General features: G+C 71.2%; 22 protein-coding genes. 7 read left to right on the top strand and 15 right to left on the bottom strand.

The features are described 5' to 3' along the window. Positions 1-91: 91 nt before the first annotated feature. The 11 genes from secG to ACFYZL_RS12365 all read right to left on the bottom strand — a co-directional run bounded on the left by secG (position 92) and on the right by ACFYZL_RS12365 (position 13845). Positions 92-322, bottom strand: a complete 231-nt coding sequence (gene secG, locus ACFYZL_RS12415; protein ID WP_037792874.1) for a preprotein translocase subunit SecG — start codon at positions 320-322, stop codon at positions 92-94. Positions 323-465: 143 nt separating this feature from the next. Beyond that, positions 466-1242, bottom strand: coding sequence for a triose-phosphate isomerase (tpiA, locus tag ACFYZL_RS12410; RefSeq protein ID WP_384757941.1), 777 nt, complete (start codon positions 1240-1242; stop codon positions 466-468). A gap of 6 nt (positions 1243-1248) precedes the next feature. Continuing rightward, the gene (locus ACFYZL_RS12405) at positions 1249-2472 is read right to left on the bottom strand and encodes a phosphoglycerate kinase (RefSeq protein ID WP_384757938.1); all 1224 of its coding nucleotides are present in this window, start codon (positions 2470-2472) and stop codon (positions 1249-1251) included. A gap of 139 nt (positions 2473-2611) precedes the next feature. Beyond that, positions 2612-3616: a type I glyceraldehyde-3-phosphate dehydrogenase gene (gene gap, locus ACFYZL_RS12400; RefSeq protein ID WP_384757935.1), complete on the bottom strand. Its 1005-nt coding sequence runs from the start codon at positions 3614-3616 to the stop codon at positions 2612-2614. A gap of 211 nt (positions 3617-3827) precedes the next feature. Continuing rightward, positions 3828-6785, bottom strand: a complete 2958-nt coding sequence (locus tag ACFYZL_RS12395; protein ID WP_388678454.1) for a M14 family zinc carboxypeptidase — start codon at positions 6783-6785, stop codon at positions 3828-3830. Between the two features lie 371 nt (positions 6786-7156). After that, a complete protein-coding gene (whiA, locus tag ACFYZL_RS12390) occupies positions 7157-8152 on the bottom strand; it encodes a DNA-binding protein WhiA (protein WP_037792880.1) in 996 nt (331 codons plus the stop codon). Continuing rightward, positions 8143-9198 (bottom strand): uridine diphosphate-N-acetylglucosamine-binding protein YvcK, encoded by a 1056-nt coding sequence (gene yvcK / locus ACFYZL_RS12385; protein WP_384758641.1) that lies wholly within the window; start codon positions 9196-9198, stop codon positions 8143-8145. Before yvcK ends, whiA begins: the two co-directional genes overlap by 10 nt. Beyond that, positions 9195-10124, bottom strand: a complete 930-nt coding sequence (gene rapZ, locus ACFYZL_RS12380; protein ID WP_384596259.1) for an RNase adapter RapZ — start codon at positions 10122-10124, stop codon at positions 9195-9197. The genes yvcK and rapZ overlap by 4 nt, the downstream gene beginning before the upstream one ends. A 62-nt stretch (positions 10125-10186) precedes the next feature. Then, on the bottom strand, positions 10187-12196 hold the full coding sequence (gene uvrC, locus ACFYZL_RS12375) for an excinuclease ABC subunit UvrC (protein WP_388678449.1): 2010 nt from the start codon (positions 12194-12196) through the stop codon (positions 10187-10189). Positions 12197-12433: 237 nt separating this feature from the next. Next, on the bottom strand, positions 12434-13219 hold the full coding sequence (locus ACFYZL_RS12370; protein WP_388678614.1) for a hypothetical protein: 786 nt from the start codon (positions 13217-13219) through the stop codon (positions 12434-12436). A gap of 5 nt (positions 13220-13224) precedes the next feature. Then, entirely contained in the window at positions 13225-13845 is a 621-nt protein-coding gene (locus ACFYZL_RS12365; RefSeq protein ID WP_384747719.1) for a papain-like cysteine protease family protein, read from the bottom strand. 230 nt (positions 13846-14075) lie between these two features. Here ACFYZL_RS12365 and ACFYZL_RS12360 point away from each other — a divergent pair, with 230 nt between their 5' ends. Further along, positions 14076-15035, top strand: a complete 960-nt coding sequence (locus ACFYZL_RS12360) for a hypothetical protein (RefSeq protein WP_388678446.1) — start codon at positions 14076-14078, stop codon at positions 15033-15035. Between the two features lie 21 nt (positions 15036-15056). After that, the gene (locus tag ACFYZL_RS12355) at positions 15057-15269 is read left to right on the top strand and encodes a hypothetical protein (RefSeq protein WP_384747714.1); all 213 of its coding nucleotides are present in this window, start codon (positions 15057-15059) and stop codon (positions 15267-15269) included. Between the two features lie 21 nt (positions 15270-15290). On the opposite strand, the gene ACFYZL_RS12350 is transcribed toward ACFYZL_RS12355, so the two are convergent. Beyond that, complete coding sequence (locus ACFYZL_RS12350; protein ID WP_384747711.1) at positions 15291-15722, bottom strand: Rieske (2Fe-2S) protein; 432 nt, start codon at positions 15720-15722, stop codon at positions 15291-15293. Between the two features lie 79 nt (positions 15723-15801). On the opposite strand from ACFYZL_RS12350, the gene ACFYZL_RS12345 reads away from it, so the two are divergent. Continuing rightward, positions 15802-16686, top strand: coding sequence for a carbohydrate kinase (locus ACFYZL_RS12345; RefSeq protein ID WP_388678442.1), 885 nt, complete (start codon positions 15802-15804; stop codon positions 16684-16686). On the opposite strand, the gene ACFYZL_RS12340 is transcribed toward ACFYZL_RS12345, so the two are convergent. Continuing rightward, positions 16676-17281: a TetR/AcrR family transcriptional regulator gene (locus ACFYZL_RS12340; protein WP_384747705.1), complete on the bottom strand. Its 606-nt coding sequence runs from the start codon at positions 17279-17281 to the stop codon at positions 16676-16678. The genes ACFYZL_RS12345 and ACFYZL_RS12340 overlap by 11 nt on opposite strands. 102 nt (positions 17282-17383) lie before the next feature. Here ACFYZL_RS12340 and ACFYZL_RS12335 point away from each other — a divergent pair, with 102 nt between their 5' ends. Next, positions 17384-18034, top strand: a complete 651-nt coding sequence (locus ACFYZL_RS12335) for an NAD(P)-dependent oxidoreductase (protein WP_384747702.1) — start codon at positions 17384-17386, stop codon at positions 18032-18034. Between the two features lie 395 nt (positions 18035-18429). On the opposite strand, the gene uvrA is transcribed toward ACFYZL_RS12335, so the two are convergent. After that, positions 18430-21411 carry an excinuclease ABC subunit UvrA gene (uvrA, locus tag ACFYZL_RS12330; protein WP_384747699.1) on the bottom strand — a complete coding sequence of 994 codons (2982 nt, stop codon included), beginning with the start codon at positions 21409-21411 and terminating at the stop codon, positions 18430-18432. A 187-nt stretch (positions 21412-21598) separates the two neighbouring features. Here uvrA and ACFYZL_RS12325 point away from each other — a divergent pair, with 187 nt between their 5' ends. From ACFYZL_RS12325 to ACFYZL_RS12315, 3 genes are all read left to right on the top strand, one after another. Then, the gene (locus ACFYZL_RS12325; protein ID WP_384747697.1) at positions 21599-22294 is read left to right on the top strand and encodes a maleylpyruvate isomerase family mycothiol-dependent enzyme; all 696 of its coding nucleotides are present in this window, start codon (positions 21599-21601) and stop codon (positions 22292-22294) included. Positions 22295-22303: 9 nt separating this feature from the next. Beyond that, positions 22304-22960 (top strand): MBL fold metallo-hydrolase, encoded by a 657-nt coding sequence (locus tag ACFYZL_RS12320; protein ID WP_388678437.1) that lies wholly within the window; start codon positions 22304-22306, stop codon positions 22958-22960. A 181-nt stretch (positions 22961-23141) separates the two neighbouring features. After that, positions 23142-24452, top strand: a complete 1311-nt coding sequence (locus ACFYZL_RS12315) for an MFS transporter (RefSeq protein WP_388678611.1) — start codon at positions 23142-23144, stop codon at positions 24450-24452. A gap of 12 nt (positions 24453-24464) precedes the next feature. Here ACFYZL_RS12315 and ACFYZL_RS12310 read toward each other — a convergent pair whose 3' ends face one another. After that, positions 24465-25448, bottom strand: a complete 984-nt coding sequence (locus tag ACFYZL_RS12310; protein WP_384747691.1) for a TerC family protein — start codon at positions 25446-25448, stop codon at positions 24465-24467. Positions 25449-25501 lie beyond the last annotated feature (53 nt).

The following is a 25501-nucleotide window of genomic DNA, read 5'->3' as shown; positions in this document are numbered from 1 at the left end:
GAGCGGAGTTACTGATTCCACGTCGCCGGACGCCGGAGGCCCCATGATAGGCCGGGCGGCGCCCACCGTACTGCCGGTTGGCCGGAACGGGTCAGCTGCTCGACTTCATCAGCAGGCCGAGGGCGACGATGCACGCGAACCACAGCAGGCCGATGACCACGGTGATGCGGTCCAGGTTGCGCTCGGCGACGGAGGATCCGCCGACCGACGACTGCATGCCGCCGCCGAACATGTCGGAAAGGCCGCCACCCTTGCCCTTGTGCATCAGCACGAGCAGCATCAGCAGGGCGCTGAAGACGATCAGGGCGATCGAGAACCCCATAATCACGGCTGATTCCTACTTTCTGGCTTACCGGCCTACTTGCTGTGCGGGCTTTCCGGCTTTGCCGGATGTGCGCGGGGCCGGCGGCTGATGGTTCAGCCCCCGGCCCCGCAAGGGTACGACGGATCGGCCCTACCGCATACTCACTGGTCGCGGAAGCGGACGATCTTGACGAACTCGTCCGCGTCCAGCGCCGCGCCGCCCACCAGGGCGCCGTCGACGTCCGGCTGCGCCATGATCGCCGCGATGTTGCCGGCCTTCACCGAGCCGCCGTACTGGATGCGGACCTTGTCGGCCAGCTCCTGCGAGTACAGCTCCGCGAGACGGCCGCGGATCGCCCCGCAGACCTCCTGGGCGTCCTCGGGGGTGGCGACCTCGCCGGTGCCGATGGCCCACACCGGCTCGTACGCGATCACGATGGACTCGACCTGCTCGGCCGGGAGGTCCTTGAGGCCGCCGTCGATCTGGTTCAGCGTGTACTGGACCTGCTGGCCGGCCTTGCGGATGTCGAGGCCCTCGCCGACGCACAGGATCGGGGTGATCCCGTGCCTGTAGGCGGCCTTGACCTTGGCGTTGCAGACCTCGTCGTTCTCGCCGTGGTACTGGCGGCGCTCGCTGTGGCCGACGGCCACGTACGTGCACTTCAGCTTGGCGAGCATCGGGCCGGAGATCTCGCCGGTGTAGGCGCCGGAGTCGTGCGCCGAGATGTCCTGGGCGCCGTACTTGATCTTCAGCTTGTCACCGTCGACCAGGGTCTGGACCGAGCGCAGGTCGACGAAGGGCGGCAGGACCGCGACCTCGACGGCGTCGTAGTCCTTGTCTGCGAGCGCGAAGGCGAGCTTCTGGACGTGGGCGATGGCCTCGAGGTGGTTGAGGTTCATCTTCCAGTTGCCCGCCATCAGCGGGGTGCGAGTGGTCATACGGGTTCAGCCCTCCAGGGCGGCGAGGCCGGGGAGCGTCTTGCCCTCGAGGTATTCGAGGGAGGCGCCGCCACCGGTGGAAATGTGACCGAAGGCGTTCTCGTCGAAGCCCAGGGTGCGGACGGCGGCGGCGCTGTCGCCACCGCCGACGACGGTGAAGCCGTCGCTGTCGAGGAGGGCCTGCGCGATGGCGCTGGTCCCGCCCGCGTAGTCGGGGTGCTCGAAGACACCCACCGGACCGTTCCAGAAGACGGTCTCCGCGTCGGCGATCTTCGACGCGTACAGCTCACGGGTCTTGGGACCGATGTCCAGACCCTCCTTGTCGGCCGGGATCTTGTCCGCGTCGACCGTCTCGAAGTCGGCCGGGGCCTTGGTCTTCAGGTCGGGGAAGTCCGCGGAGACCAGCACGTCCACGGGGAGGACCAGCTCGACGCCGCTCTTCGCGGCACGCTCCATGTACTCCTTGACGACGTCCACCTGGTCCTTCTGGAGCAGGGAGATGCCGACCTCGTGGCCCTTGGCGTAGAGGAAGGTGTACGCCATGCCACCGCCGATGAGGATGCGGTCGGCCTTGCCGAGCAGCTGGTCGATGACGGCCAGCTTGTCGGAGACCTTGGCGCCGCCGAGGATGACCACGTACGGGCGCTTGACCTCGTCGGTCAGCTTCTTGAGGACGCCGACCTCGGTGGCGATGAGGTAGCCGGCCGCGTGCGGGAGGCGCGCGGGCAGGTCGAAGACCGAGGCGTGCTTGCGGTGGACGGCGCCGAAGCCGTCACCGACGTAGACGTCGGCCAGCTCGGCGAGCCGGTCCGCGAAGGCGCCGCGCTCGGCGTCGTCCTTCGAGGTCTCGCCCGCGTTGAAGCGCAGGTTCTCGATGACGGCGACCTGGCCGTCGGCGAGGGCGGCGACGGTCGCCTTGGCGGAGTCGCCGACGGTGTCGCCGGCGAACGCGACCTCGGTGCCGAGCAGTTCGCCGAGGCGCTTGGCGGCGGGGGCGAGCGAGAAGGCCGGGTCCGGGGCGCCCTTGGGGCGGCCCAGGTGCGAGGCGACGACCACGCGGGCGCCGGCTTCGGCGAGCTTCGCGATGGTCGGCTGAACGGCGCGGATGCGGCCGTCGTCCGAAATCACGGTGAGCCCCTCCTTTACCGCCAGCGGCACGTTCAGGTCCGCGCGGACGAAGACCCGCTTTCCGGCGACGCCGTCGGCGAGAAGTTCGTCGATCGTCTTCATGTGTTTCTACTCCTTGTTCCCTGCGGGGCGTAGGGCCCACCGGGCGAAGAGGGTACGGGGCAAGCAACAGGGCCCGTGCGGCGCACCATCGCGCTGTCACGGACCCTGTGCTCACATCGTGCTGCCTTGCCCTACGTTCTTAGAGCTGACCGCCGACGAAGACGGTGAGGTCGACGAGACGGTTGGAGTAGCCCCACTCGTTGTCGTACCAGCCGACGACCTTGACGCTCTTGCCCTGGACCATGGTCAGGGAGGAGTCGAAGGTGCAGGAGGCGGGCCAGTTCACGATGTCGGAGGAGACGATCGCGTCCTCCGTGTAGTCCAGGATGCCCTTCAGCTGGCCCTCGGCGGCCTTCTGGAAGGCGGTGTTGACCTCGTCCTTGGTCACCTCGCGCTCCAGCTCGATGACCAGGTCGGTCACGGAGCCGGTGGGCACCGGGACGCGCATGGCGATGCCGTCGAGCTTGCCCGCCAGCTCCGGGATGACCAGGGCGGTCGCCTTGGCGGCACCGGTGGTGGTCGGGATGATGTTCTCGGCGGCCGCGCGCGCCCGGCGCAGGTCCGAGTGCGGGAAGTCGAGGATGCGCTGGTCGTTCGTGTAGGCGTGGACCGTCGTCATCATGCCCTTGACGATGCCGAAGTTCTCCAGGAGGACCTTGGCCATCGGCGCCACGCAGTTGGTGGTGCAGGAGGCGTTGGAGATGACGTGGTGGTTGGCCGCGTCGTACTTGTCCTGGTTGACGCCCATCACAATGGTGATGTCCTCGTCCTTGGCCGGAGCCGAGATGAGGACCTTCTTCGCACCCGCCGCAAGGTGCTTCGCCGCGTCCGCCTTCTTCGTGAAGATGCCCGTGGACTCGATGACGATGTCGGCGCCCAGCTCGCCCCAGGGGAGGTTCGCGGGGTCGCGCTCGGCGAAGGTCTTGAAGGTGTTGCCCCCGACGGTGATCGTGTCGTCGGTGTGGGAGACCTCGGCCTTGAGGCGGCCCAGGATGGTGTCGTACTTGAGAAGGTGCACCAGAGTGGCGTTGTCGGTCAGGTCGTTGACACCGACGATCTCGATGTCCGCTCCCTGCTCCAGAAGCGCCCGGAAGTAGTTGCGGCCAATTCGGCCAAAACCATTGATGCCTACGCGGATCGTCACGAAACCGATCTCCTCGTGGTACGCCGGCCTGTCCCGCCGGCGAGCTGTATGGGATGTCCCCGACCGCTTACGACCCTACCTCTCCGTGAGCTTCCGAGTGACATCGATGGAGGGCTGACACGCCTCGGGGACCCGTACCGGAGCTGCGGGAACGGGACCCCGAGGACTTCGACCCCCGTCACTCAGGGTGATTGCGGCGCGGGGGTGCTGGTCAGCGGTTCAGTGCGCGGAGCGCCTTACCGATGAGTAGGGAGCGGTCGGCGGCGGCCGGCAGGTGCTCCAGGCCGAAACCGAACAGGACGGTGTCACGCGTAGTGACCGCCGCGTAGGACTTGAACAGCTCTCCGGACCGGGACCAATCGCCCGGAACTTCAGGGCTTCCGGCGGGCGCGCCCTGCGCGCTCCAGGCTCCGAAGGAGGTCTCGAAACCTTCAGTGGTCTGGTCCACTCCGCCCAGGGACAGCCGTGCCTCGTCCGCGAAGACGCCCCGGCCGCCCGACCCCGGGTCGGTGATGTAGGAGAGCGACACCTCGACGGTCTTTCCGGCGTAGGGGCTCAGGTCGAAGGCGACCTGCTTCCAGCCGCCGGAGGAACCGGTGAAGGTGTTCCACGCGCCACTCGTGCCCTGCGGGGTGCAGCCGCCGCCCTCGAGCGTGAGGTAGTGGCGCAGGAAGGGGTGGCCGTTGATGAAGAACCCGGCCCCGCACTCCTCCGGAACGGCCGTCCCGCTCAGGCCGCCGAGGTCCGGAAGCGTGGTCCAGTCCTCGCCTCCCGCCGTGCGCGCCTCCAGCGCGGCGTGGTCGTAGCCCTCCTCGACGTTCCAGTTCAGCGCGAGCTTCAACCGGGGCTGGTCTGTCGCGGTGACACGGGTCAGGTCGATGGTGCGCACGAGGCGCTTCCAGTCGTTGTCGGCGTGCAGGGCCGAGGCCATCTGCGTGCCCGCGTAGGGGGCGTACGGATTGACCACCCCGGCGAACTGGCCCGCCTGCGCGCTCTTGAACTGCGGGAACTGCGCGGGCGCCAGGGTCTCGGAGGTGACCGAGTAGGAGCCGGGGGCGTTCAGCGGGTTGTCGGCGGCGTCACCGAGGGCGCCCTGCGCGCCGCCGAGGGCGCCGGCGCCGGTGAAGGCCGTCGCGCCGCTGACGCTCGTACGCCCGTAGGCGCCGAGCCAGTACTGGCTGAAGTCGTTGGTCACGGTGTCGCCGATCCGGACGTTCCCGCCCGCCAGCTCACCGGCCTCGACCAGCTTGCCGCCCTCGTTCAGGAAGTCGCGCACGGCGAGTTGGGTGTCGCCGCCCGGGGTCTTGGCCCCGGTGTAGTGGACGGCCGTACGGAAGTGGGAGAGCACTCCGAGGGGGTGCGGGACGCCCTGGACGGCGACGTCCCAGACCGCCGCGGACCTGCCGTTGGCGCGCAGGGCGTCGACGTACTCCTTGGCGTGCGTGGCCTTCGCGCCCTCCTCGGCGATCACCAGTACGTCGGCGCGCGGTCGCTCGGCCACCGTGTACGTGAAGTGCTCGCTGGAGACCTGCTTGCCGGAGGCGCGGTCGCGGCCGGTGAACCAGACCTCGACCTTGTCGCCGGGCTTCGTGCCCTCCACCTCGGCCCGGTACTCGTCGTACCAGTTGTTGTCGTCGCCGCCGTAGACCTCGCCGCCCTTCCAGGGCTCCAGGTCCTCGTCGTGCGTACGGCCGCCGTTGACGCGGTAGTTGAGCTCCTTGTCCTTCAGCGCCTTGCGGGCCGTGACGGAGACCTTCTGGTCCTGGCCTCGGGCCGCGTAGGAGGTGGTGAAGGCGTCCACGGTGAAGTCCGCCGCGCTCAGGCCCACGGCGGACGCCGGGCGGTCGGGGTGCGCGGCGCTCTCGCCGACCGTCAGGGCGAAGGCGAGGTTCTTGGCGAACTCGGCCTGGATGAGCTTCTCGTCGTCCGGGAAGTTGAAGCCGGACGCGCAGTCCTCGGGCTTCCACCGGTCGTTCGGGTCGCTCTCGGAGGCCGTCTGGCAGGTGGTCATCTCCGGCGTGAACATCATGACGCCGTTGGCGTTGGCCGCCTGGCCGTCGGCCTCGCCGTTGGTGGTGTAGAGCTCCGCGGAGAGCTCCGGGTGGTAGCCGGGGATCGCGGGGTTCTGCGGGGTTCCGGCGAGCGTCTTGTACGCGATGTCGTCGGGGGTGGGGGTGCCCACCTGCCAGCCCACCCCGTAGAGCAGCAGCTCGGCCGCGGAGTGGTAGTTGACGGCGTACTCGAAGCCGATGCGCTTCTCGAAGGCGTCGAGGGCGACGGTCTCGGGCTCGGAGGAGGCGCTCGGCCCGCGGTAGGTCTCGCTGGCCTGGTCCGGCGAGGAACCCTCGTTGTCGTAGCCCCACTTGTAGGCGAAGTTGCGGTTGAGGTCGACCCCGTCGCCGGAGGTGATCTTCCCGTCCCCGTTGTTGTCGTGCATGTTCTTGCGCCACAGCCGCTCGCCGTCGGGCGCGTGCGTGAAGTCGTACCCGTCCGGGTTGGCGGAGAGCAGGAACCACAGCTCGGTGGAGTCCACCAGCTTGGTGATCCGCGGGTCCTTGCCGTAGTTGTCGATGGTGTGGTGCATCAGCCGCCGGGTCATCTCGGGGGTGATCCACTCACGGGCGTGCTGGTTGGACATGTAGAGCACGGAGGGCTTGTCGCCGTCCTTGGTCTTCCCGGCGTTCTTGGTGACCTTGAGGGCGAGGATGTCCTTGCCCTGGACGGTTTTGCCGATGGAGACGACCTTGGTGAGCCCCGGGTTCTCCTGGGCCGTGCGCAGGATCTCCTCCTGGAGACCGCCCTTGCCGCTGTAGGGGCGGAACACCCCGTCCCCGGCGGCCTTGGCGCGGGCCAGACCCGCGGCGCTCACCTTGCGCTCGGCCAGCTTGACGCCCTGGGCGCCGAGTTTCCGGGCCTGGGCGCCGGTGAGGAAGAGCTCGACGCGGGCGGTCCCGGTCTCCGGGGCGCGCTCGGAGAGCTCGTGGGCGTCCTGGCCGGCGGCGAGGACGAGCGGGACCTGTTCCCGGGTGATGTCGGCGTCGTAGACCCGTACCTCGTCGGCTGCGGGCGCGGAGCCGGTCCGGCCCTGAGCGGCCGCGGGCAGCGCGGCGAGTGTGGTTCCCAAGACGAGTGCGCTTGCCGCGAGGATCGATCTCGCGCGGTGCCTCATATGCCCCCCTGGGCGTCGTCAGCCACGAAAGCGTTGGGAGCCAGGCTCACGATCAGCCGACGCCCCTGTCAATGGGGCGTACCGGCGCGCTCGGCAATTTCAGCCCCACTGGCGATTCGGCCCGCCGGCATCTGAGCCTCTTTCAGCCCCACTGGCGTTTGGGGGACTTCCGGCCCCGCCGGCGCTTGAGGCACTCCAGCCAGGCCGGCGTTTGAGGCGCGGGGGTCCGGGGGCGCAGCCCCCGGGAGGCGGGGTCCGGGGCGGAGCCCCGGGGAACGGAGGAAGGGCGGGTAGGGGACCGGCACCGCGCAGCGGCACACCACCCGCACCCGCCCCCAGAGCCCGGCCCGACGGACCCGGCCCGGCCCGACTCAGCCCGCCATGTTGTCGGCCAGCTCCTCGCTGAGGTCGAGGTTCGACTCGGTCCCCGGGATCCCCAGATCCTGCGCCCGCTTGTCCGCCATCGCCAGCAGACGACGGATCCGGCCCGCGACCGCGTCCTTGGTCAGCGGCGGGTCGGCGAGCGCACCCAGCTCCTCCAGGGAGGCCTGCTTGTGCTCCATCCGCAGCCGACCGGCCGCGGCGAGGTGCTCGGGCACCTCCTCGCCGAGGATCTCCAGCGCGCGCTGCACCCGGGCCCCGGCCGCCACCGCGGCCCGCGCCGAGCGCCGCAGGTTGGCGTCGTCGAAGTTGGCGAGGCGGTTGGCGGTGGCGCGCACCTCGCGCCGCATCCGCCGCTCCTCCCAGGCCAGCACCGATTCGTGCGCGCCGAGCCTGGTCAGCAGGGCGCCGATCGCGTCGCCGTCGCGGACCACGACCCGGTCCACGCCGCGCACCTCGCGCGCCTTGGCGGCGATCGAGAGCCTGCGGGCGGCGCCCACCAGGGCCAGGGCGGCCTCCGGGCCGGGGCAGGTGACCTCCAGCGAGGAGGACCTGCCCGGCTCGGTGAGCGAGCCGTGGGCCAGGAACGCGCCGCGCCAGGCCGCCTCGGCGTCACAGGTGGCCCCGGAGACCACCTGCGGGGGCAGACCCCGGATCGGCCGCCCGCGACCGTCCACGAGGCCCGTCTGGCGTGCCAGCTGGTCACCGCCGGCCACCACGCGGACCACGTAGCGGCTGCCGCGGCGCAGTCCGCCGGGTGCCATGACCACGAGGTCCGAGGAGTGCCCGAAGATCTCCAGGATGTCCTTGCGCAGGCGCCGCGCGGCGATCCCGGTGTCCAGCTCCGCCTCGATGACGATGCGGCCGCTCACCAGGTGGAGACCGCCGGCGAACCGAAGGATCGCCGAGACCTCCGCCTTCCTGCAGCAGGTCCGGGTGACGGGCAGGCGAGAGATCTCGTCCTTCACCGCGGGCGTCATCGCCATGGGCCGATCCTTCCATGCATCCGAAAAATACGGTCGTACGCGGCGGCCAGCAGCTCCGGATCGTGCTTCGGAGAGCCGTCCTGCCTGGCCACCGGCGCCAGCTCGACCGCGGCGCCGAACCGTTTTGCGGCATCGGCGAGGGACTCGCGATCGGGCACGGCGGCCTCGTCGGCCAGCACCACGTCCAGGGCGAGTTTAGGGGCGTGTCGGGCCAAAACCTCCAAATGACGTTGCGGAGAGAAGCCCTCTGTTTCGCCGGGCTGCGGTGCGAGGTTCAGCGAGAGGACCCGCCGCGCCTTCGTCTCGATCAGCGCGTCGAGCAGTTCCGGTACCAGCAGGTGCGGGATCACGGAGGAGAACCAGGACCCCGGACCGAGCACCACCCAGTCGGCGTCCAGCACCGCCGCGACGGCCTCCGGCACGGCCGGCGGGTCGCCGGGCACGACCTGTACGGAGAGCACCTCGCCCGGGGTGAGGGCCACCGTGGCCTGCCCGCGGACGGTGTCCACGTCCTCCGGGCGCGCCGGATCGTGCCCCCTGACCAGCGCCTGGAGCTCCAGCGGCACCGCCGACATCGGCAGTACCCGGCCCTGCGCCCCGAGCAGCCTGCCGACGAGGTCGAGGGCCTGGACGGGGTCGCCGAGCTGTTCCCACAGGGCGACGATCAGCAGGTTGCCGACGGCGTGCCCGTGCAGGTCGCCCTCGGACTGGAAACGGTGCTGGATGACGCGGGACCAGGTCTGGCCCCAGTCGTCGTCCCCGCACAGCGCGGCGAGCGCCTTGCGCAGGTCGCCGGGCGGCAGCACGCCGAGCTCCTCCCGGAGCCGGCCGCTGGATCCGCCGTCGTCGGCGACGGTGACCACGGCGGTGAGGTCACCGGTGATGCGGCGCAGCGCGGCGAGGGAGGCCGACAGGCCCTGTCCGCCTCCGAGGGCCACCACCTTGGGGGTGGCGCCGCGCCGGCGGCCGGAGCGGCGTGCGCCGCCTTCGTCCCGGGTGGGGGCGAGGCGGCGCAGGCGGCTCAGCCGCGGGGTCCGTGCAATCACTCGCGCCCCATGTCCCGGTGTACGACGACGGTCTCGACTCCCTCGGAGGCGAGGCGGGCGGCGAGCTTCTCGGACATGGCGACACTGCGGTGCTTACCGCCCGTGCAGCCGACCGCGATCGTCACGTACCTCTTGCCCTCGCGGCGGTAGCCGGTGGCGATGAGCTGGAGCAGCTCGGTGTAGCGGTCGAGGAACTCCTTGGCGCCGGGCTGGCTGAAGACGTACCCCGACACCTCCTCGTTGAGCCCGGTGAAGGGGCGCAGCTCGGGGACCCAGTGCGGGTTGGGGATGAACCGGCAGTCCACGACGAGGTCGGCGTCGACGGGCAGGCCGTACTTGAAGCCGAAGGACATGACGGTGGCCCGCAGCTCGGGTTCCTCGTCCCCGGCGAACTGGGCGTCCATCTTGGCGCGCAGCTCGTGCACGTTCAGGCTGGAGGTGTCGATCACCAGGTCGGCGTCGCCGCGCAGCTCGCGCAGCAGGTCGCGCTCGGCGGCGATGCCGTCGGTGATGCGTCCGTCGCCCTGGAGGGGGTGCGGGCGGCGCACCGACTCGAAGCGGCGGACCAGCGCGTCGTCGGAGGACTCCAGGAAGACGACGCGGCGGGTGACGCCGCGGCTGTCGAGGTCGGCGAGGGACTCGCGCAGGGCGTCGAAGAACTGGCGGCCCCGGACGTCGACGACGACGGCGATGCGCGCCACGTTGCCCTGGGAGCGGGCGCCCAGCTCCACCATGGTGGGGATCAGCGCCGGCGGCAGGTTGTCGACGACGAACCAGCCGAGGTCCTCCAGACACTTCGCCGCCGTACTGCGCCCGGCCCCGGACATGCCGGAGATGATCACCAGCTCGGGGATGGCCGCCTCGGCGGTCTCGCCGGGCTCCGCTGTCGTGCCCGTACTCACCTGTGCTCCGTCTCGGTCGTGCATGGCTTCGTGCGTGTTCTCGGGTTCGGTGTGGTGCGTGGTCTCGTGCGTGGTCTCGTGCTCGGTCATTGCTCGGTCCCCCGTTCGGACGACGTTCCCGCTGGCGCGGGGGTCTCGTCCTCAATGATCTCTCCTGTGGCCGTGTTGACGGCAGGACCGGCGGGGACCGCGCCGGCGAGGGCCGCGGCCACGGTCTCGGCCGTCTTGCGGCCTATGCCCGGGACCTCGCAGATCTGGTCGATTGTCGCCTGTCTCAGCTTCTTCACCGAACCGAAGTGCTTGACCAGGGCCTGCTTGCGGCTCTCCCCGAGCCCGGGCACCTCGTCCAGCGGCCCGGATTTCAGGCGCTTCCCGCGCTTGTTGCGCTGGTACTGGATGGCGAAGCGGTGGGCTTCGTCACGGACCCGCTGGAGCAGGTACAGGCCCTCGCTGGTGCGGGGCAGGACCACCGGGTCGTCCTCGCCGGGCAGCCAGACCTCCTCCAGCCGCTTGGCCAGCCCGCACACGGCGACGTCGTCGACGCCGAGCTCCTCCAGGGCCCGCTTGGCCGCGGCGACCTGCAGCTGCCCGCCGTCGACCACGACGAGCTGGGGCGGGTAGGCGAACCGCTTGGGTCGCCCGTCGTCCTCAGCGACCTCGCCGCCCTCCTCCTCGGCGTCCCACTCCCCCGTCTTCAGCTTCTCCTGGAGGTAGCGGCGGAAGCGCCGGGAGACCACCTCGTGCATGGAGCGGACGTCGTCCTGCCCCTCGAAGGACTTGATCTGGAAGCGTCGGTACTCGCTCTTGCGGGCCAGGCCGTCCTCGAAGACGACCATCGACGCGACGACGTCGTCGCCCTGGAGGTGCGAGATGTCGAAGCACTCGATGCGCAGGGGCGCGCTGTCCAGGTCCAGGGCCTCGGCGATCTCCTCCAGCGCCCGGGACCGGGTGGTGAGGTCGCTCGCACGCTTGGTCTTGTGCAGGGCGAGGGACTGCTGCGCGTTGCGGTGGACGGTCTCCATCAGCGACTTCTTGTCGCCGCGCTGCGGGATCCGCAGGCTGACCTGGGACCCGCGCCGCTCGGCGAGCCACTGCCCCAGCGCGAGGGTGTCCTCCGGGAGCGCCGGGACCAGCACCTCCTTGGGCACGCTCTCGCCGCTCTCCTCCCCGTAGAGCTGCTGGAGGGCGTGCTCCACGAGCCCTGCGGTGTCGACGGCCTCGACCTTGTCGGTGACCCAGCCGCGCTGGCCGCGGACCCGGCCGCCGCGTACGTGGAAGATCTGCACGGCGGCTTCGAGCTCGTCCTCGGCGACGGCGATCAGGTCGGCGTCGGTGGCGTCGGCGAGCACCACGGCGTTCTTCTCCATCGCCCGGCGCAGCGCCCCTATGTCGTCGCGCAGCCGGGCGGCCTTCTCGTACTCCATCTCCTCGGCGGCCTCGTGCATGTCCTTCTCCAGCCGGGAGAGGTACGTCCCCGTCCGGCCCGCCATGAAGTCGCAGAAGTCCTCGGCCAGTTCGCGGTGCTCCTCGGGGGTGACGCGGCCCACGCAGGGCGCGGAGCACTTGCCGATGTAGCCGAGCAGGCAGGGTCGGCCGATCTGGGCGGAGCGCTTGAACACACCCGCGGAGCAGGTCCGCACCGGGAACACCCGGAGCATCAGGTCGACGGTCTCGCGGATCGCCCAGGCGTGCCCGTAGGGGCCGAAGTAGCGCACGCCCTTCTTCTTGGGGCCGCGCATGACCTGCACGCGCGGGTACTCCTCGTTCATGGTGACGGCGAGGGAGGGGTAGCTCTTGTCGTCCCGGTACTTGACGTTGAACCGGGGGTCGAACTCCTTGATCCAGGAGTACTCCAGCTGCAGCGCCTCGACCTCGGTGGACACCACGGTCCACTCGACGGAGGCGGCGGTGGTCACCATGGTCGCGGTACGCGGGTGGAGCCCGGCCACGTCCTGGAAGTAATTGGCCAGGCGCTGGCGCAGGCTCTTGGCCTTCCCGACGTAGATCACCCGGCGGTGCTCGTCGCGGAACTTGTACACCCCCGGGGAGTCGGGGATCTGTCCCGGCTTGGGTCGGTAACTGGAAGGGTCGGCCATGCCAACACCCTACTGGCGGCCGCCGACAACCTGCGGTACGCGTCCCGTACGTCCTGTACCCCCGCCCCGCCCCTTCCCGAAACTCGGGGCTCCGCCCCGAGACCCCGCAGGGGCTCCGCCCCCCGGACCCCCGCGCCTCAAACGCCGGCGGGGCTGGATCTTCCAGCCCCGCCGGCGTTTGAGGCGACGGGCGCACAGGGCCCGGCCCCCGGTGGCGGGGCGGGGGCCGGGGTGCGGCTACGCCCTCGTGGGGATGCGGCGGCGGGCCAGTGTCAGGGCCGCCGCCGCGGCGAGGGCCAGGCCCCCGGCGACGGCGCCCGCGGCGACCGGCACGCCGCCCGTCCCCGCGGACGGCTCCGAGAAGCCACCCGCCGCACCGGCCTCGGCGTACGCCGAACCCGGCAACTTGTCCCCGTAGGCCCGCGCCACCCGGGCGCGGTACGCGGCGAGGCTGGTCCCCCCGCCGCCCACGGCGGCCACCGCGTCCTCGTCCAGCGGCAGCACCCTCCCGCCCCCGGCCACGTACCACGCGTCGATCTGCGGTTCGCGGAACACCGTCCCGCCGGGCAGTTTCTCCTCGCCCAAGCGCGCGTAGCGGAACTCGTCGTCGCCGGTGGCGATGTTCACGACCTGCCACCCCTCCCCCGTCCTGGCCGTCCACAGCACGGCCTGCTGACCGTCGGAGGAGACCGCCTTGCCCGCGAGGAACTCCAGGCGCGCCACGGACGCCCCCGCCTTGCCGGCGACGAAGTCCGGGGAGAGGTGGTTCACCGGTATCGGCTCGCCCTCGATGCGGGGCCGCGCGGCGGCCGCCGTGATCCTGCCCTCCCGCGCGAAGAAGCGGGACAGCGTGGCGAGGGTGTCCGGCGCCGATGCCGCCCGCGCGGCGGCGGCCCTGGTCTCGGCGGTGACGGACTGCGGTTGCGGTACGGGGGTCGCGGAGGCCTCCGTGGCCGTGGCGGTGGCGATCCCGAGGAGGGCGGTGGCCGCGAGGACCGCGGCGGCGCCGGCGCGCAGGGTCATGGCGGTCACGCCCCGATCCGGTAGAGGGAGTGGGTCCAGGAGAAGGAGCTGTTGTCCACGTACCAGGCGTGCGAGGCCCAGTTGTAGCGGTCGCTGGAGGGCCACGGATCGCCCCAGTAGACCCAGCTGCTCGCGGTGTCGTAGCCGTAGACGACGTGCATGTGGCCGCCGCCGGAGGCCCACTGGATGCGGGTCTCGATCGGGCGGTCCGCGTTGATCTCGGTCTGGACGGTCGAGTAGAGCAGCCAGCCGTTCACGTACGAACCGGGGTTGATGCCGGCCCAGCGCAGTCCGGTCTGGACGTTGGCGAGGGTGGCCTGGTTGTTGGGGCAGTCATAGCCCTGTTGGCGGTTGAAGGCGGCGTTGCAGAACTGGTTCTGGGTGTAGGTGCGGCCGAACCAGGTGGCGATGGTGTTGCCGCTCGCGGCCCAGCACCAGTTGGTCTTCTGCTGCGCCTGCATGGTGATGCCCAGGCGCTTGTACCCCAGGGCGGACCGGGTGGCGAACTGGGTGTCGGTTTCGGCGGCGGTGGCGGTACCGGCGCCGAGGGACAGGGTGAGGAGCAGGGCCGTGAGCAGGGCGGTGAGGAGGGCGGCCGGGGAATGCCGCCGGTTTCTGTTGCGCATCGCGTTCCTCCCGAGGTGGGGAGAGTGGGGGTGGAGGAGCGCGTCCGGACGCTGTGGAGGAGCATCGGGGTGTTGTCGCGATCAGGTCAACACGCTTCAATACGCCGTGACATTGCAGTGTGAACGGTGGGACTGCGGTGTGAACGGTGACTGTGGTGTCACCTGCTCCCCCGGTACCACCGGCCCGGCCCCCCACGCCGGCGCGTGTGAACGTTCACAGAGGAGTGGCGATGCGGCCGACCGCGAACACGCCGGACACCCCGGATACTGCGGACACTCCCGAACTCGGCCGATTACTGCGCGGCGGCCCCTTCCACCTCGCCCTGCGCGCCGCCCTCGCCGCGCGCGGACTTCCCCTCCACCGGGTGCAGCACCGGCTGGCGGCCCGGGGCATCAAGGTCGGTGTCACCAGCCTCAGTTACTGGCAGCAGGGCGCCCGGCGCCCGCGCCACCCGGAGTCCCTGCGGGCGGTCACCGCGCTGGAGCAGATCCTGGAGCTGCCGGACGGCTCCCTCGTCCGCCTGCTGACCGCCCCGGAGCCGGCCCCCGGCCCCACCCGCCCGGCCGCCCGCTCCTACCGGGCCCTGCTGGGCATGGGCGGCGCGGTGGAGCGGATGCTGGACGCGATGGAACTCCCCTCCGACGGCGGACTGCACTCGCTCGGCCACCACGAGAGGGTCCGCATAGGGCCCGCGGGCGAGCTGCGGGCCCGCGATTCGCAGCAGATCGTCCGGGCGCACCGCGACGGCGTCGACCGCTACCTGGCCATCCACCACGGCGACCCGGGCTGCGACGTGTCCCGGATGCGCGTGACGGCCCACGAGAACTGCCGCACGGGCCGGGTCCGCCGTCACTCCGAGGCCGGGCTGCTGGTCGCGGAGCTGCTCTTCGACGCGCGGCTGCGGCGCGGGGACACGTACGTCTTCGGCTACGGGATCGAGGACGGCACGGGCGCGCGCAGCGACGAGTACGTGCGCGGCTTCAGCTACGCGGGCGGCCAGTACATGCTCCAGGTCCGCTTCGACGAGGCGGCCCTCCCGGTCCGCTGCCGCCGCTTCGCCCGCTCGGGCCCCGAATCCCCGCGCACCGCCCTCACTGACCTGACCCCGAACGGCCGCCACCGGGCCGTCCACCTGGTCGAACAGTCGGTACGCCGCGGTCTCCTGGGCATCGCCTGGGACTGGGACTAGCCACGCGGCGGCGCGTACCCCGTGGACGACGTCTGCGACTGCTGCGACCCCTTCGCGGGAGCGGAGGTCCGCGCCGTCCTGGAGGCCGTGTGCCGTGCGCTCCCGCGCCGTGCGGCAGCCGAACTGCGCGCACTGCTCGCCCCGGTCCACGCCCGCTTCCTCGCCCGCACGCTGAACGACCCGTTCGCCGCACCCGGCGACCCCTGGTGGTCGCGCAGGCTGACCGCGCCCTGAGGGGTGCGCCCGGCCGAGGGGTCAGCCCGCGATCAGCTTGCCGTTCTCCGCCTTGACCGGGACGGCCGGCAGCGGGTCGGTGGCCGGGCCCTGCACGACCTTGCCGGTGTTCACGTCGAAGCGGCTGCCGTGGCAGGGGCAGTTGCCCTCGCTCTTCTCGATCTTGTCGAGGACGCAGCCCGCGTGCGTGCACTGGGCGCTGAAGGCCTTGTACTGCCCCTCCGCCTGGCAGCTGACGATCAGCTTCTTCTCCCGGTACAGCTTCGCGCCGCCCACCGGGACCTCGGACGCGGCGCCGAGCTCCACCGGCTGGGACGGAACCGCGGGGGTGCCGTTGCCGCTGCCGGACTCCGTGGAGCAGGCCGTGAGCGTCGCGCCGGCGCCGACGGCCCCGGCGAGCGCGGCGGCGCCCTTGAGGACGGTACGGCGAGCTGCGGACTGCGACGCGGACATGCGCTTCTCCTGGGGTGTGGGACCGGCCGGGCACCGGCCCACCGACGATACCTCCGCCCGATGGGGTAGCTTCCCCCGGGTGATCGTCGTCGGCGGAGAAGCCCTCATCGACCTGGTGCCCACCGGGCAGCCGCCGGGCGCGCTGCTGCCCCGGCCGGGCGGGGGCCCGTACAACACCGCGCTCGCCCTCGGCCGGCTCGGCGCCGAGGTGGCGTTCTGCTCGCGGGTCTCCACGGACGGCTTCGGCGAGTTCCTGCTGGCCGGGCTGCGGGCGGCCGGCGTCGATCTGTCGCTGGTGCGGCGCGGGCCCGAGCCGACCACGCTCGCCGTGCCCTCCCTGGCCCCGGACGGCTCCGCCTCCTACGGCTTCTACGTCGAGGGCACCGCGGACCGGCTGTTCACCCTGCCGCCCGCGCTCCCCGATGCCGCCCGCGCCCTCGCGCTCGGCACCTGCTCGCTGGTGCTGGAGCCGGGCGCGAGCGCGTACGAGGCCCTCCTGCGTCGGGAGTCGCGGCGCGGTCTGCTGACCCTGCTGGACCCCAACATCCGGCCCGCGCTGATCCCCGACCCGGCGGCCTACCGGGCCCGCTTCCTGACGCGGCTGCTGCCGTACACGGGCGTCCTCAAGCTGTCGGAGGACGACGCGGCCTGGCTCGGCGGCCGGGTCGGCGACTGGCTGGCGGCGGGGCCGGAAGCGGTGGTGCTGACCCGGGGCGCGGCGGGCCTGACGGTCTGGACGCGGGAGGGCGCCGAGCACTCCGTCCCGGCTCGCCGGATGGCGGTGGTGGACACCATCGGGGCGGGCGACACCGTCAACGCCGCGCTGCTGCAGCGGCTTTCGGCCGCGCCGCCGGGCGAGCCCGTGGACTGGCCCGCCGCCCTCGCGTACGCCGCGCACGCGGCGGCCCTGACCTGTACCCGGGCCGGGGCGGAACCCCCGTACGCCGCCGAGCTCACCGGATAGCGGCCCAGAGGGTCGACGCCACCGCAGGGGCGAACTCCTCGACGGGCTGCACCACTTCGGCTCCCGAGAAGTGCAGGAAGAAGGCCCGCTGGAAGCAGGCCCCGAGCAGCAGCGCCGCCGCCGCCTCGGGATCGGCGTCGGGGCGCAGCCGGCCCGCGTCGAGCTCCCTGCGCAGTCGCCCGGCGAGCGCGGCGAGGACCACGTGCGGCCCGGAGCCGATCTTCCGGATGCCCTCGCGGTGGCGGCTCAGCAGTGTGGGTTCGGCGAACAGCGAGCCCGCCATCGGCATGGCGTCGGCGTAGAAGAGCGAGGCGTGCCGGGCGATGTCGACGAGCCCCTCCTCGACGCCCTGCTCGCTCGGATCAGACCCGAGGGCGGCCATGAGCGGTCCCGCGTTGGGGGTCCGCTCCATCAGCACGCGCACGAAGAGCTCTTCCTTGTTCGCGAAGTGCTTGTACAGCGCGGCCTCCGAGCATCCGGCCTCCCGGGCGATGGCCTTCGTGGTCGCGCTGGCGAGGCCGCTGGTGCGCATCAGCTTCTCGGCGGCGTCGAGCAGCCGCTCCGGGGTGGGGCGGCTTGACTTGGAGGTGAGCATTCACTCACCATATCGGAAGGAGGGGTGAGTGAGTACTCACCCACCCTGTGTGCATCACCTGCCACACCACCTGTTCCACCCTCTTAGAGCATGGGGGAATCCATGAAGATCACGGTGTTCGGTGCCACGGGCGGCGTCGGCCGCGAGGTCGTCCGGCAGGCCCTCGACGCGGGGCACGAGGTGACTGCGGTGGTCCGCGACCCGGCCCGCCTGCCGGTTCCCGCCCACGAGCGGCTCCGTGTGGCCACGGTGTCCGATGTGACGGACGAGGAAGCGCTGCTGGCGGTGGTGAGCGGCCAGGACGCGGTGGTCTCCGCGCTGGGGGCCGCGAGCAACAAGCAGGCCAAGGAGACCCCGATCGCGGGCCCGGCCCTGGAGGCGATCACCGCCGCCATGGACCGGGCGGGCGTACGGCGACTGTCCGCCGTCAGCGCCGCGCCGGTCGGGTCGCTGCCCGAGGGCGAGGGGGTGTTCACCCGGGCCGTGGTCTACCCGCTGCTGCGCAGGCTGCTGCGGGACCTGTACGCGGACCTCGCGGACATGGAGGCGGCGATGGGGGCGAGCGGTACGCGATGGACGGTCGTCCGCCCGCCGATGCTCCGGAACAAGCCGCACACGGGGACCTACCGGCGGGCGATCGACGGCAACGTCCCCGGCGGCCGGGTCATCCCCCGCGCGGACGTCGCGGACGCGCTGCTGGTGTCCCTGACGGACCCCGCCACCGCGTGCCACGCGGTGGGGGTGGCCTCGTAGGCCCGACCCCGCTTCCACCCCTGACCCCGCCAAGGCGACAGCCTGAGGCGCCACCCCCGGGGCACCTCCCCTGACCCCGGCGAGACAGTGGCCGGCTGCGCTCCAGCCCCCGCGCCTCGAACGCCGGCGGGGCTGGTTTTCGCGGCCGAGTTGCCGCGCGGCGCCACACCTCCGGGCCGCCGGACGAAAACCAGCCCCGCCGGCGTTCGAGGCGCCGCAGGAGGCAAGATCAGCCCGTCCGGCGATCGAGGACCGGGAGTCCGGAGCCGGCCCCCCGGCAGCGGCCCCGCACCCGGACAGGGTGCGGGGGCGGCCCCACGCAACGGTGCCGCGTATGCCGAAGGGGCCCGACCGGCCCGCCAGACCCCTTCCGCCAAGCTCGGCTCCGCTCGGCGCTACGCCTTGCGGGCCCGCGCCGTCGTCTTCTTCGCCGGGGCGGCGGCCTTCTTCGCGGCCGCCTTCTTGGCAGGGGCCTTCTTGGCCGGGGCCTTCTTCGCCGTGACCCGCGCCGGAGGCGACCCGGCGTCGGAGATGCGGTCCGCCCCCAGGATGTCCCGCAGGAACTTGCCGGTGTGGCTCGCGCCCACCGACGCGACCTGCTCCGGCGTGCCCTCGGCGACGACGAGGCCGCCGCCGTAGCCGCCCTCCGGGCCCATGTCGATGACCCAGTCCGCGGTCTTGATGACGTCCAGGTTGTGCTCGATGACGATCACCGAGTTGCCCTTGTCCACCAGCCCCGACAGGACCTTGATCAGCTTCGAGATGTCCTCGAAGTGCAGACCCGTCGTCGGCTCGTCCAGCACGTACACTGTCCGGCCCGTCGACCGCTTCTGCAGCTCGGACGCCAGCTTCACGCGCTGCGCCTCACCACCCGACAGCGTCGGCGCGGACTGGCCGAGCCGCACGTACCCCAGCCCGACCTCGGTCAGCGTCCGCAGGTGGCGGGCGATCGTCGGGACCGCCTCGAAGAAGTCCAGCGCCTCCTCGATCGGCATGTTCAGGACTTCCGCGATGGACTTGCCCTTGTAGTGGACCTCCAGCGTCTCCCGGTTGTACCGGTCGCCGTGGCAGACCTCGCAGGGGACGTAGACGTCCGGCAGGAAGTTCATCTCGATCTTGATCGTGCCGTCGCCGGAGCAGTTCTCGCACCGGCCGCCCTTCACGTTGAAGGAGAAGCGGCCCGGCAGGTAGCCGCGCACCTTCGCCTCCATCGTCTCCGCGAAGAGCTTGCGCACGTGGTCGAAGACACCGGTGTAGGTGGCCGGGTTGGATCGCGGGGTCCGGCCGATCGGCGACTGGTCCACGTGCACGACCTTGTCGACGAGCTCGTCCCCGTCGACCCGCGTGTGCCGACCCGGGACCGAGCGGGCGCCGTTCAGCTCGCGCGCCAGGTGCGTGTAGAGGATGTCGTTGACCAGCGTCGACTTGCCCGAGCCCGACACACCGGTGACGGCCGTTAGCACGCCCAACGGGAAGGACACGTCGATGTCCCGCAGGTTGTTCTCGCGCGCGCCGTGGACGGTCAGCCTGCGCTGCCCGTTCACCGGCCGGCGGATGTCGGGGATCTCGATGGACTTCTTGCCGGACAGGTACTGCCCGGTCATCGACTCGGTGTTCTTCAGCAGCTCCTTCAGCGAACCGCTGTGCACCACCTTGCCACCGTGCTCGCCCGCGCCCGGGCCGATGTCCACGACCCAGTCGGCCACCTTGATGGTGTCCTCGTCGTGCTCGACGACGATGAGCGTGTTGCCCATGTCCCGCAGTCGCACCAGCGTCTCGATCAGCCGGTGGTTGTCGCGCTGGTGCAGGCCGATGGAGGGCTCGTCCAGTACGTAGAGCACGCCGACCAGGCCGGAGCCGATCTGCGTGGCCAGCCGGATGCGCTGGGCCTCGCCGCCCGACAGGGTGCCGGCGGCGCGGTTCAGCGAGAGGTAGTCCAGGCCGACGTCGACGAGGAAGCGGAGCCGCTCGTTGACCTCCTTCAGGACCCGCTCGGCGATCTTCTTGTCGCGGGCGTCGAGCCGCATCCGACCGAGGAAGTCCGCGCACTCGCTGATCGACATCGCGGCGACCTCGGCGATGGACTTCTCCATCACCGTCACGGCGAGCACGATCGGCTTGAGGCGGGTGCCCTCACAGGTCGGGCAGGGCACCTCGCGCATGTAGCCCTCGAAGCGCTCGCGGCTGGCGTCGCTCTCGGACTCGGAGTGCCGCCGCTTGACGAACGGCACGGCGCCCTCGAAGGCCGTCGTGTAGGCGCGCTCGCGCCCGTACCGGTTGCGGTAGCGGACCTCGATCTGCGTCTTGTGGCCGTACAGCAGGGCCTTCTTGGCCCGGGCCGGCAGCCCCGCCCAGGGGATGTCCGTGCGGAAGCCGAGCTCCCCGGCGAGCGCGCCGACGAGCCGCTGGAAGTAGTCCTTGGTGTGGCCGAGGGACCACGGCGAGACCGCGCCCTCGTCCAGGGACTTGTCCTCGTCCGGGACGATCAGCTCCGGGTCCACCTCCATGCGCGTGCCGATGCCGGTGCATTCGGGGCAGGCGCCGAAGGGCGAGTTGAAGGAGAAGGAGCGCGGCTCCAGCTCCTCGAAGGACAGGTCGTCGTACGGGCAGTAGAGGTGCTCGGAGTACATCCGCTCACGCTCGGGGTCGTCCTCGGCGAGGTCGACGAAGTCCAGGATGACCATGCCGCCCGAGAGGCCGAGGGCGGTCTCCACCGAGTCGGTGAGCCGGCGCTTGGCGCTGTCCTTGACGGTGAGGCGGTCGATGACCACCTCGATCGTGTGCTTCTCCTGCTTCTTCAGGGTGGGCGGCTCGGAGAGCTGGATGGTCTCGCCGTCCACCCGAGCGCGGCTGTAGCCCTTGGTCTGGAGGTCGGAGAAGAGGTCGACGAACTCGCCCTTGCGCTCGCGCACCAGCGGCGAGAGCACCTGGAAGCGGCTGCCCTCGGGGAGCGCGAGCACCTTGTCGACGATGGCCTGCGGTGACTGGCGGGAGATCGGGCGCCGGCACTCGGGGCAGTGCGGCTTGCCGATGCGGGCGAAGAGCAGGCGGAGGTAGTCGTAGACCTCGGTGATGGTGCCCACCGTCGAGCGCGGGTTGCGCGAGGTGGACTTCTGGTCGATCGAGACGGCCGGGGAGAGGCCCTCGATGAAGTCGACGTCGGGCTTGTCCATCTGCCCGAGGAACTGGCGGGCGTACGACGAGAGCGACTCGACGTAGCGGCGCTGGCCCTCGGCGAAGATCGTGTCGAAGGCCAGGGAGGACTTGCCCGACCCGGAGAGTCCGGTGAAGACGATCAGTGAGTCGCGGGGCAGGTCGAGCGAAACGTTCTTGAGGTTGTGCTCGCGAGCGCCACGAACGATGAGACGGTCGGTCACGCCGGTCCGCACCTTTCTTGAGAGAGCGGGGGCACAGGTCCCCGTCCCAGGGTATGGGGGGCGCCTCTGCGATGGAGATGGAGTCTTGGACTTCGAGCGTATAGCACGCACATTCGATTTACGGCACTCCTCCGACCTCTTCACCCGATCGTGTGGCGGGAGCCCCTCAACCACTAGGCTCGCCGTCATGACTGATCATGTGCACGACCTGCGATCTGTACGTGAAGCCACGGACCGACTGCTGACCGCTGTCGCGAAGCTGGACAACGCCGCACTGGCCGAGGAGTCACACCTCCCCGGCTGGAGCCGCGGCCACATCCTGGCCCACCTCGCGCGCAACGCCGACGCCCTCGTCAACGTCTTCGAGGGCCGCCCCATGTACGAGAGCGCCACCGCCCGCGAGGCGGACATCGAGCGCGACGCCGTCCGGCCCCTGGAAGAACAACTGGCGGACGTCCGCGATTCCGGGGCACGCTTCCTCGCCACCACCGAGCCCGACCAGGACTGGTCCCGTACGGTCGAGCTGCGCAACGGGGTCACCGACCTGGCCTCGAACGTCCCGTTCCGCCGCTGGGTCGAGGTCGCGCTGCACCACGTCGACCTGAACATCGGCTACGAGCTCGCGGACCTCCCGGACGAGTTCACCGAGCGCGAGATCACCTTCCTCGCCGATCGCTGGTCCGGCCGTCCGGAGGTGCCTCCGGTGACCCTGAAGGCCGCCCACGGCGACCGGGTCTGGCACACGGGCGGCTCCGAGGGCACCCCGGTGACCCTCAGCGGTCCCGCCGACGAACTGCTCGGCTGGCTGGCCGGCCGCGGCCTCAAGGGCGCGCACCTCACCGTCGAGGCGGGCGACGGCCTTCCCGAGCTCCCCCCGCTCTAGGATCAACACATGACGTACACCGGAGAGGTCAAGGTCGGCGGTCCGGCCGACGTGCACGAGCTCGCTGACCTGATGATTTCCAAGGTCGCGGTGGGCTCGATGAACAACAACGCCTACCTGCTGCGCTGCCGGGCCACCGACGAGCAGCTGCTCATCGACGCGGCCGCCGAGGCGGAGACGCTGCTGAACCTGATCGGCGACGACGGCATCGCGTCCGTCGTCACCACCCACCGGCACGGCGACCACTGGGGCGCGCTCCAGGCCGTCGTGGACGCCACCGGCGCGCGCACCTACGCGGGCGCCTACGACGCGGAGGGCATCCCCGTCGCCACGGACGTCCCGGTCCAGGACGGGGACGTGATCACCGTCGGGCGGGTGTCCCTGACCGCGCGCCACCTGGTCGGGCACACGCCCGGCTCGATCGCCCTGGTCTACGACGACCCGCACGGGCACGCCCACGTGTTCACCGGCGACTGCCTGTTCCCCGGCGGGGTCGGCAACACCTGGGGTGACCCGAAGGCCTTCGCCACCCTGATCGACGACGTGCAGCACAAGCTCTTCGAGCAACTGCCGGACGAGACGTGGGTCTACCCCGGCCACGGCAACGACACCACCCTCGGCGCCGAGCGGCCGCATCTCGCCGAATGGCGCGAGCGCGGCTGGTAGGCCCGGCCGGTCCGCCCCGCATCGCGTCAACTTCCCGCCGCGGTGCACTCCTTCCGGTCGTACCCGACCGAACGCACGTCCCGGGCGTTGGGGAAGGGGTATTTGCTGCACCATGCAACAAGACCCCTCCCCCACCTCCCCCACGCCCCCTCCTCGAACCGCCGCTCCCGGCAGGCCCGGCATGCTGCGGCTCGCCTCGGCCTCCCTGGCCGGCACCGCGATCGAGTTCTACGACTTCTTCGTGTACGGAACGGCCGCCGCCCTCGTGCTCGGCCCGCTCTTCTTCCCCTCCTTCTCCCCGCTCGCCGGAACGCTCGCCGCCTTCGGCACCTTCGGCGTCGGCTTCCTGGCGCGCCCCCTCGGCTCCGCGGTCTTCGGCCACATCGGCGACCGCCACGGCCGGCGCCCGGTGCTGCTCGGCTCCCTGCTGCTCACGGGCCTCGCGACGGTGGCGGTGGGCTGCGTGCCGACGTACGCCTCGATCGGCACGGCCGCGCCGGTCCTCCTGCTCCTGCTGCGCTTCCTGCAGGGCCTCGGGCTCGGCGGCGAGTGGGGCGGCGCGGTGCTGCTGACGGCCGAGCACGCGCCCGAGGCGCGGCGCGGCCTGTGGTCGAGCTTCCCGCAGATCGGCCCGGCGGTGGGGTTCCTGCTGGCCAACGGCATGATCCTGGTGCTGTCGGCCTCGCTCAGCGAAGCGCAGTTCACGGCCTGGGGTTGGCGGATGCCGTTCTGGGCGGCCGGGCTGCTGGCGCTGGCCGGGCTGTGGCTGCGCCGCTCTGTGGAGGAGACCCCGCAGTTCCGGGCGCTGGCCGAGACCGGCCGGCGGGCCGAGGCCCCGCTCGGGGAGGTGGTGCGCGGCCACTGGCGGCTGCTCCTGCTGACCGGTGGGGCGCTCGCCGTGGGGTACGCCGTCTTCTACGCGGTCACCACCTGGTCCCTCGCCTACGCCACCGAGCACCTGGGTGTGAGCCGCACGGTGATGCTGGCCTGCGTCATGGCCGCGGTCGCGCTCAAGGGTCTGGTGACCCCGCTGGCGGCGGTGGCCGGCGACCGCTTCGGGCGGCGGCCGCTGTGCCTGGTCGGCTGTACGGTCTGCGCGCTGTGGATGTTCCCGCTGGTGGCGCTCCTGCGCACGGCCGATCCGCTGCTGATGACGCTGGGCCTCCTCGGGGCGCTGCTGGGCATGGTGACGATGTTCGCGGTGGTGGGCGCGTACCTGCCGGAGTTGTACAGCCCTCGGATCCGCTGCACGGGCGCGGCCGTCGGGTACAACCTGGGCGGTGTGCTGGGCGGGGCGCTGACCCCGATCGTGGCGACGGCGCTGGCGGACGGCTCCGGCCCGCCCTGGGGCGTCGCGGTGTACCTGAGCGGGATCGCCCTGGTCAGCCTGGGCTGCTTCGCGTTGCTGCCGGAGACCAACCCGGTGCTCGTGCGGAAGCGGGCGAGCGCGGGTACGGAAACGGGGGCGGCCGAAGCGGCCGCCCCCGCGTAGCCCTCGGGAGGGTCAGGCGTCGATGCTCTCCGGGCGGGCGGCGGCTTCGGCCGCCGCCTGCTTCCTGGAGGCGATGAGGCTGGTGATCGTGGTGATGACCAGGACACCGCAGATGACGCCCAGGGAGACCGGGATCGAGATCACCGGGACGTGTACGCCGGACTCGTGCAGGGCGTGCAGCACCAGCTTGACCCCGATGAAGCCCAGGATGATCGACAGGCCGTAGCTGAGGTGGACCAGCTTCTCGAGCAGGCCGCCGATGAGGAAGTACAGCTGGCGCAGACCCATCAGCGCGAAGGCGTTGGCCGTGAAGACGATGTACGGGTCCTGGGTCAGGCCGAAGATCGCGGGGATCGAGTCCAGGGCGAACAGGACGTCGGTGGTGCCGATGGCGAGCATGACGACCATCAGCGGGGTCAGGATCCGCTTGCCGTTCTTCTCGATGAAGAGCTTGGTGCCGTGGTACCTGTCGGCGACACCGAACTTCTTCTCGACGGACTTGAGGAGACGGTTCTCCTCGAACTCCTCGTCCTCCTCGTCCTTGCGCGCTTCCTGGATGAGCTTCCACGCGGTGTAGATCAGGAACGCGCCGAAGAGGTAGAAGACCCAGGAGAAGCTCGCGATGATCGCGGCGCCGGCGGCGATGAAGATCGCGCGGAGCACCAGGGCGATCAGTACGCCGACGAGCAGGACGCGCTGCTGGAGGTGGGAGGGCACCGCGAACTTCGCCATGATCAGGACGAAGACGAAGAGGTTGTCGACGCTCAGGGACTTCTCGGTGATGAAGCCGGCGAAGAACTCCTGGGAGGCCTGGCCGTTGCCGAAGAACCACAGGCCGAGGCCGAAGAGTCCGGCGAGGGCGATCCAGACGACCGTCCAGGTGCCCGCTTCCTTGATCGATACGTCGTGCGGTTTGCGGCCGATGAAGAAATCGGCGCCGATGAGGAGGGACAGACCAAGGATGGTCAGCGCCCACAGGGTCCAGGAAACTTCCACGGTAAACACGCCTCCGGCGGATGGCTCAGCACTTCGTCAGCGTCATCGCTGCC

This window comes from Streptomyces sp. NPDC001717 (genome assembly GCF_042892775.1).
GTDB lineage: Bacteria > Actinomycetota > Actinomycetes > Streptomycetales > Streptomycetaceae > Streptomyces.
Note: the sequence above shows the minus strand (reverse complement) of the source record. Positions and strands in the feature narration are given on the sequence as shown.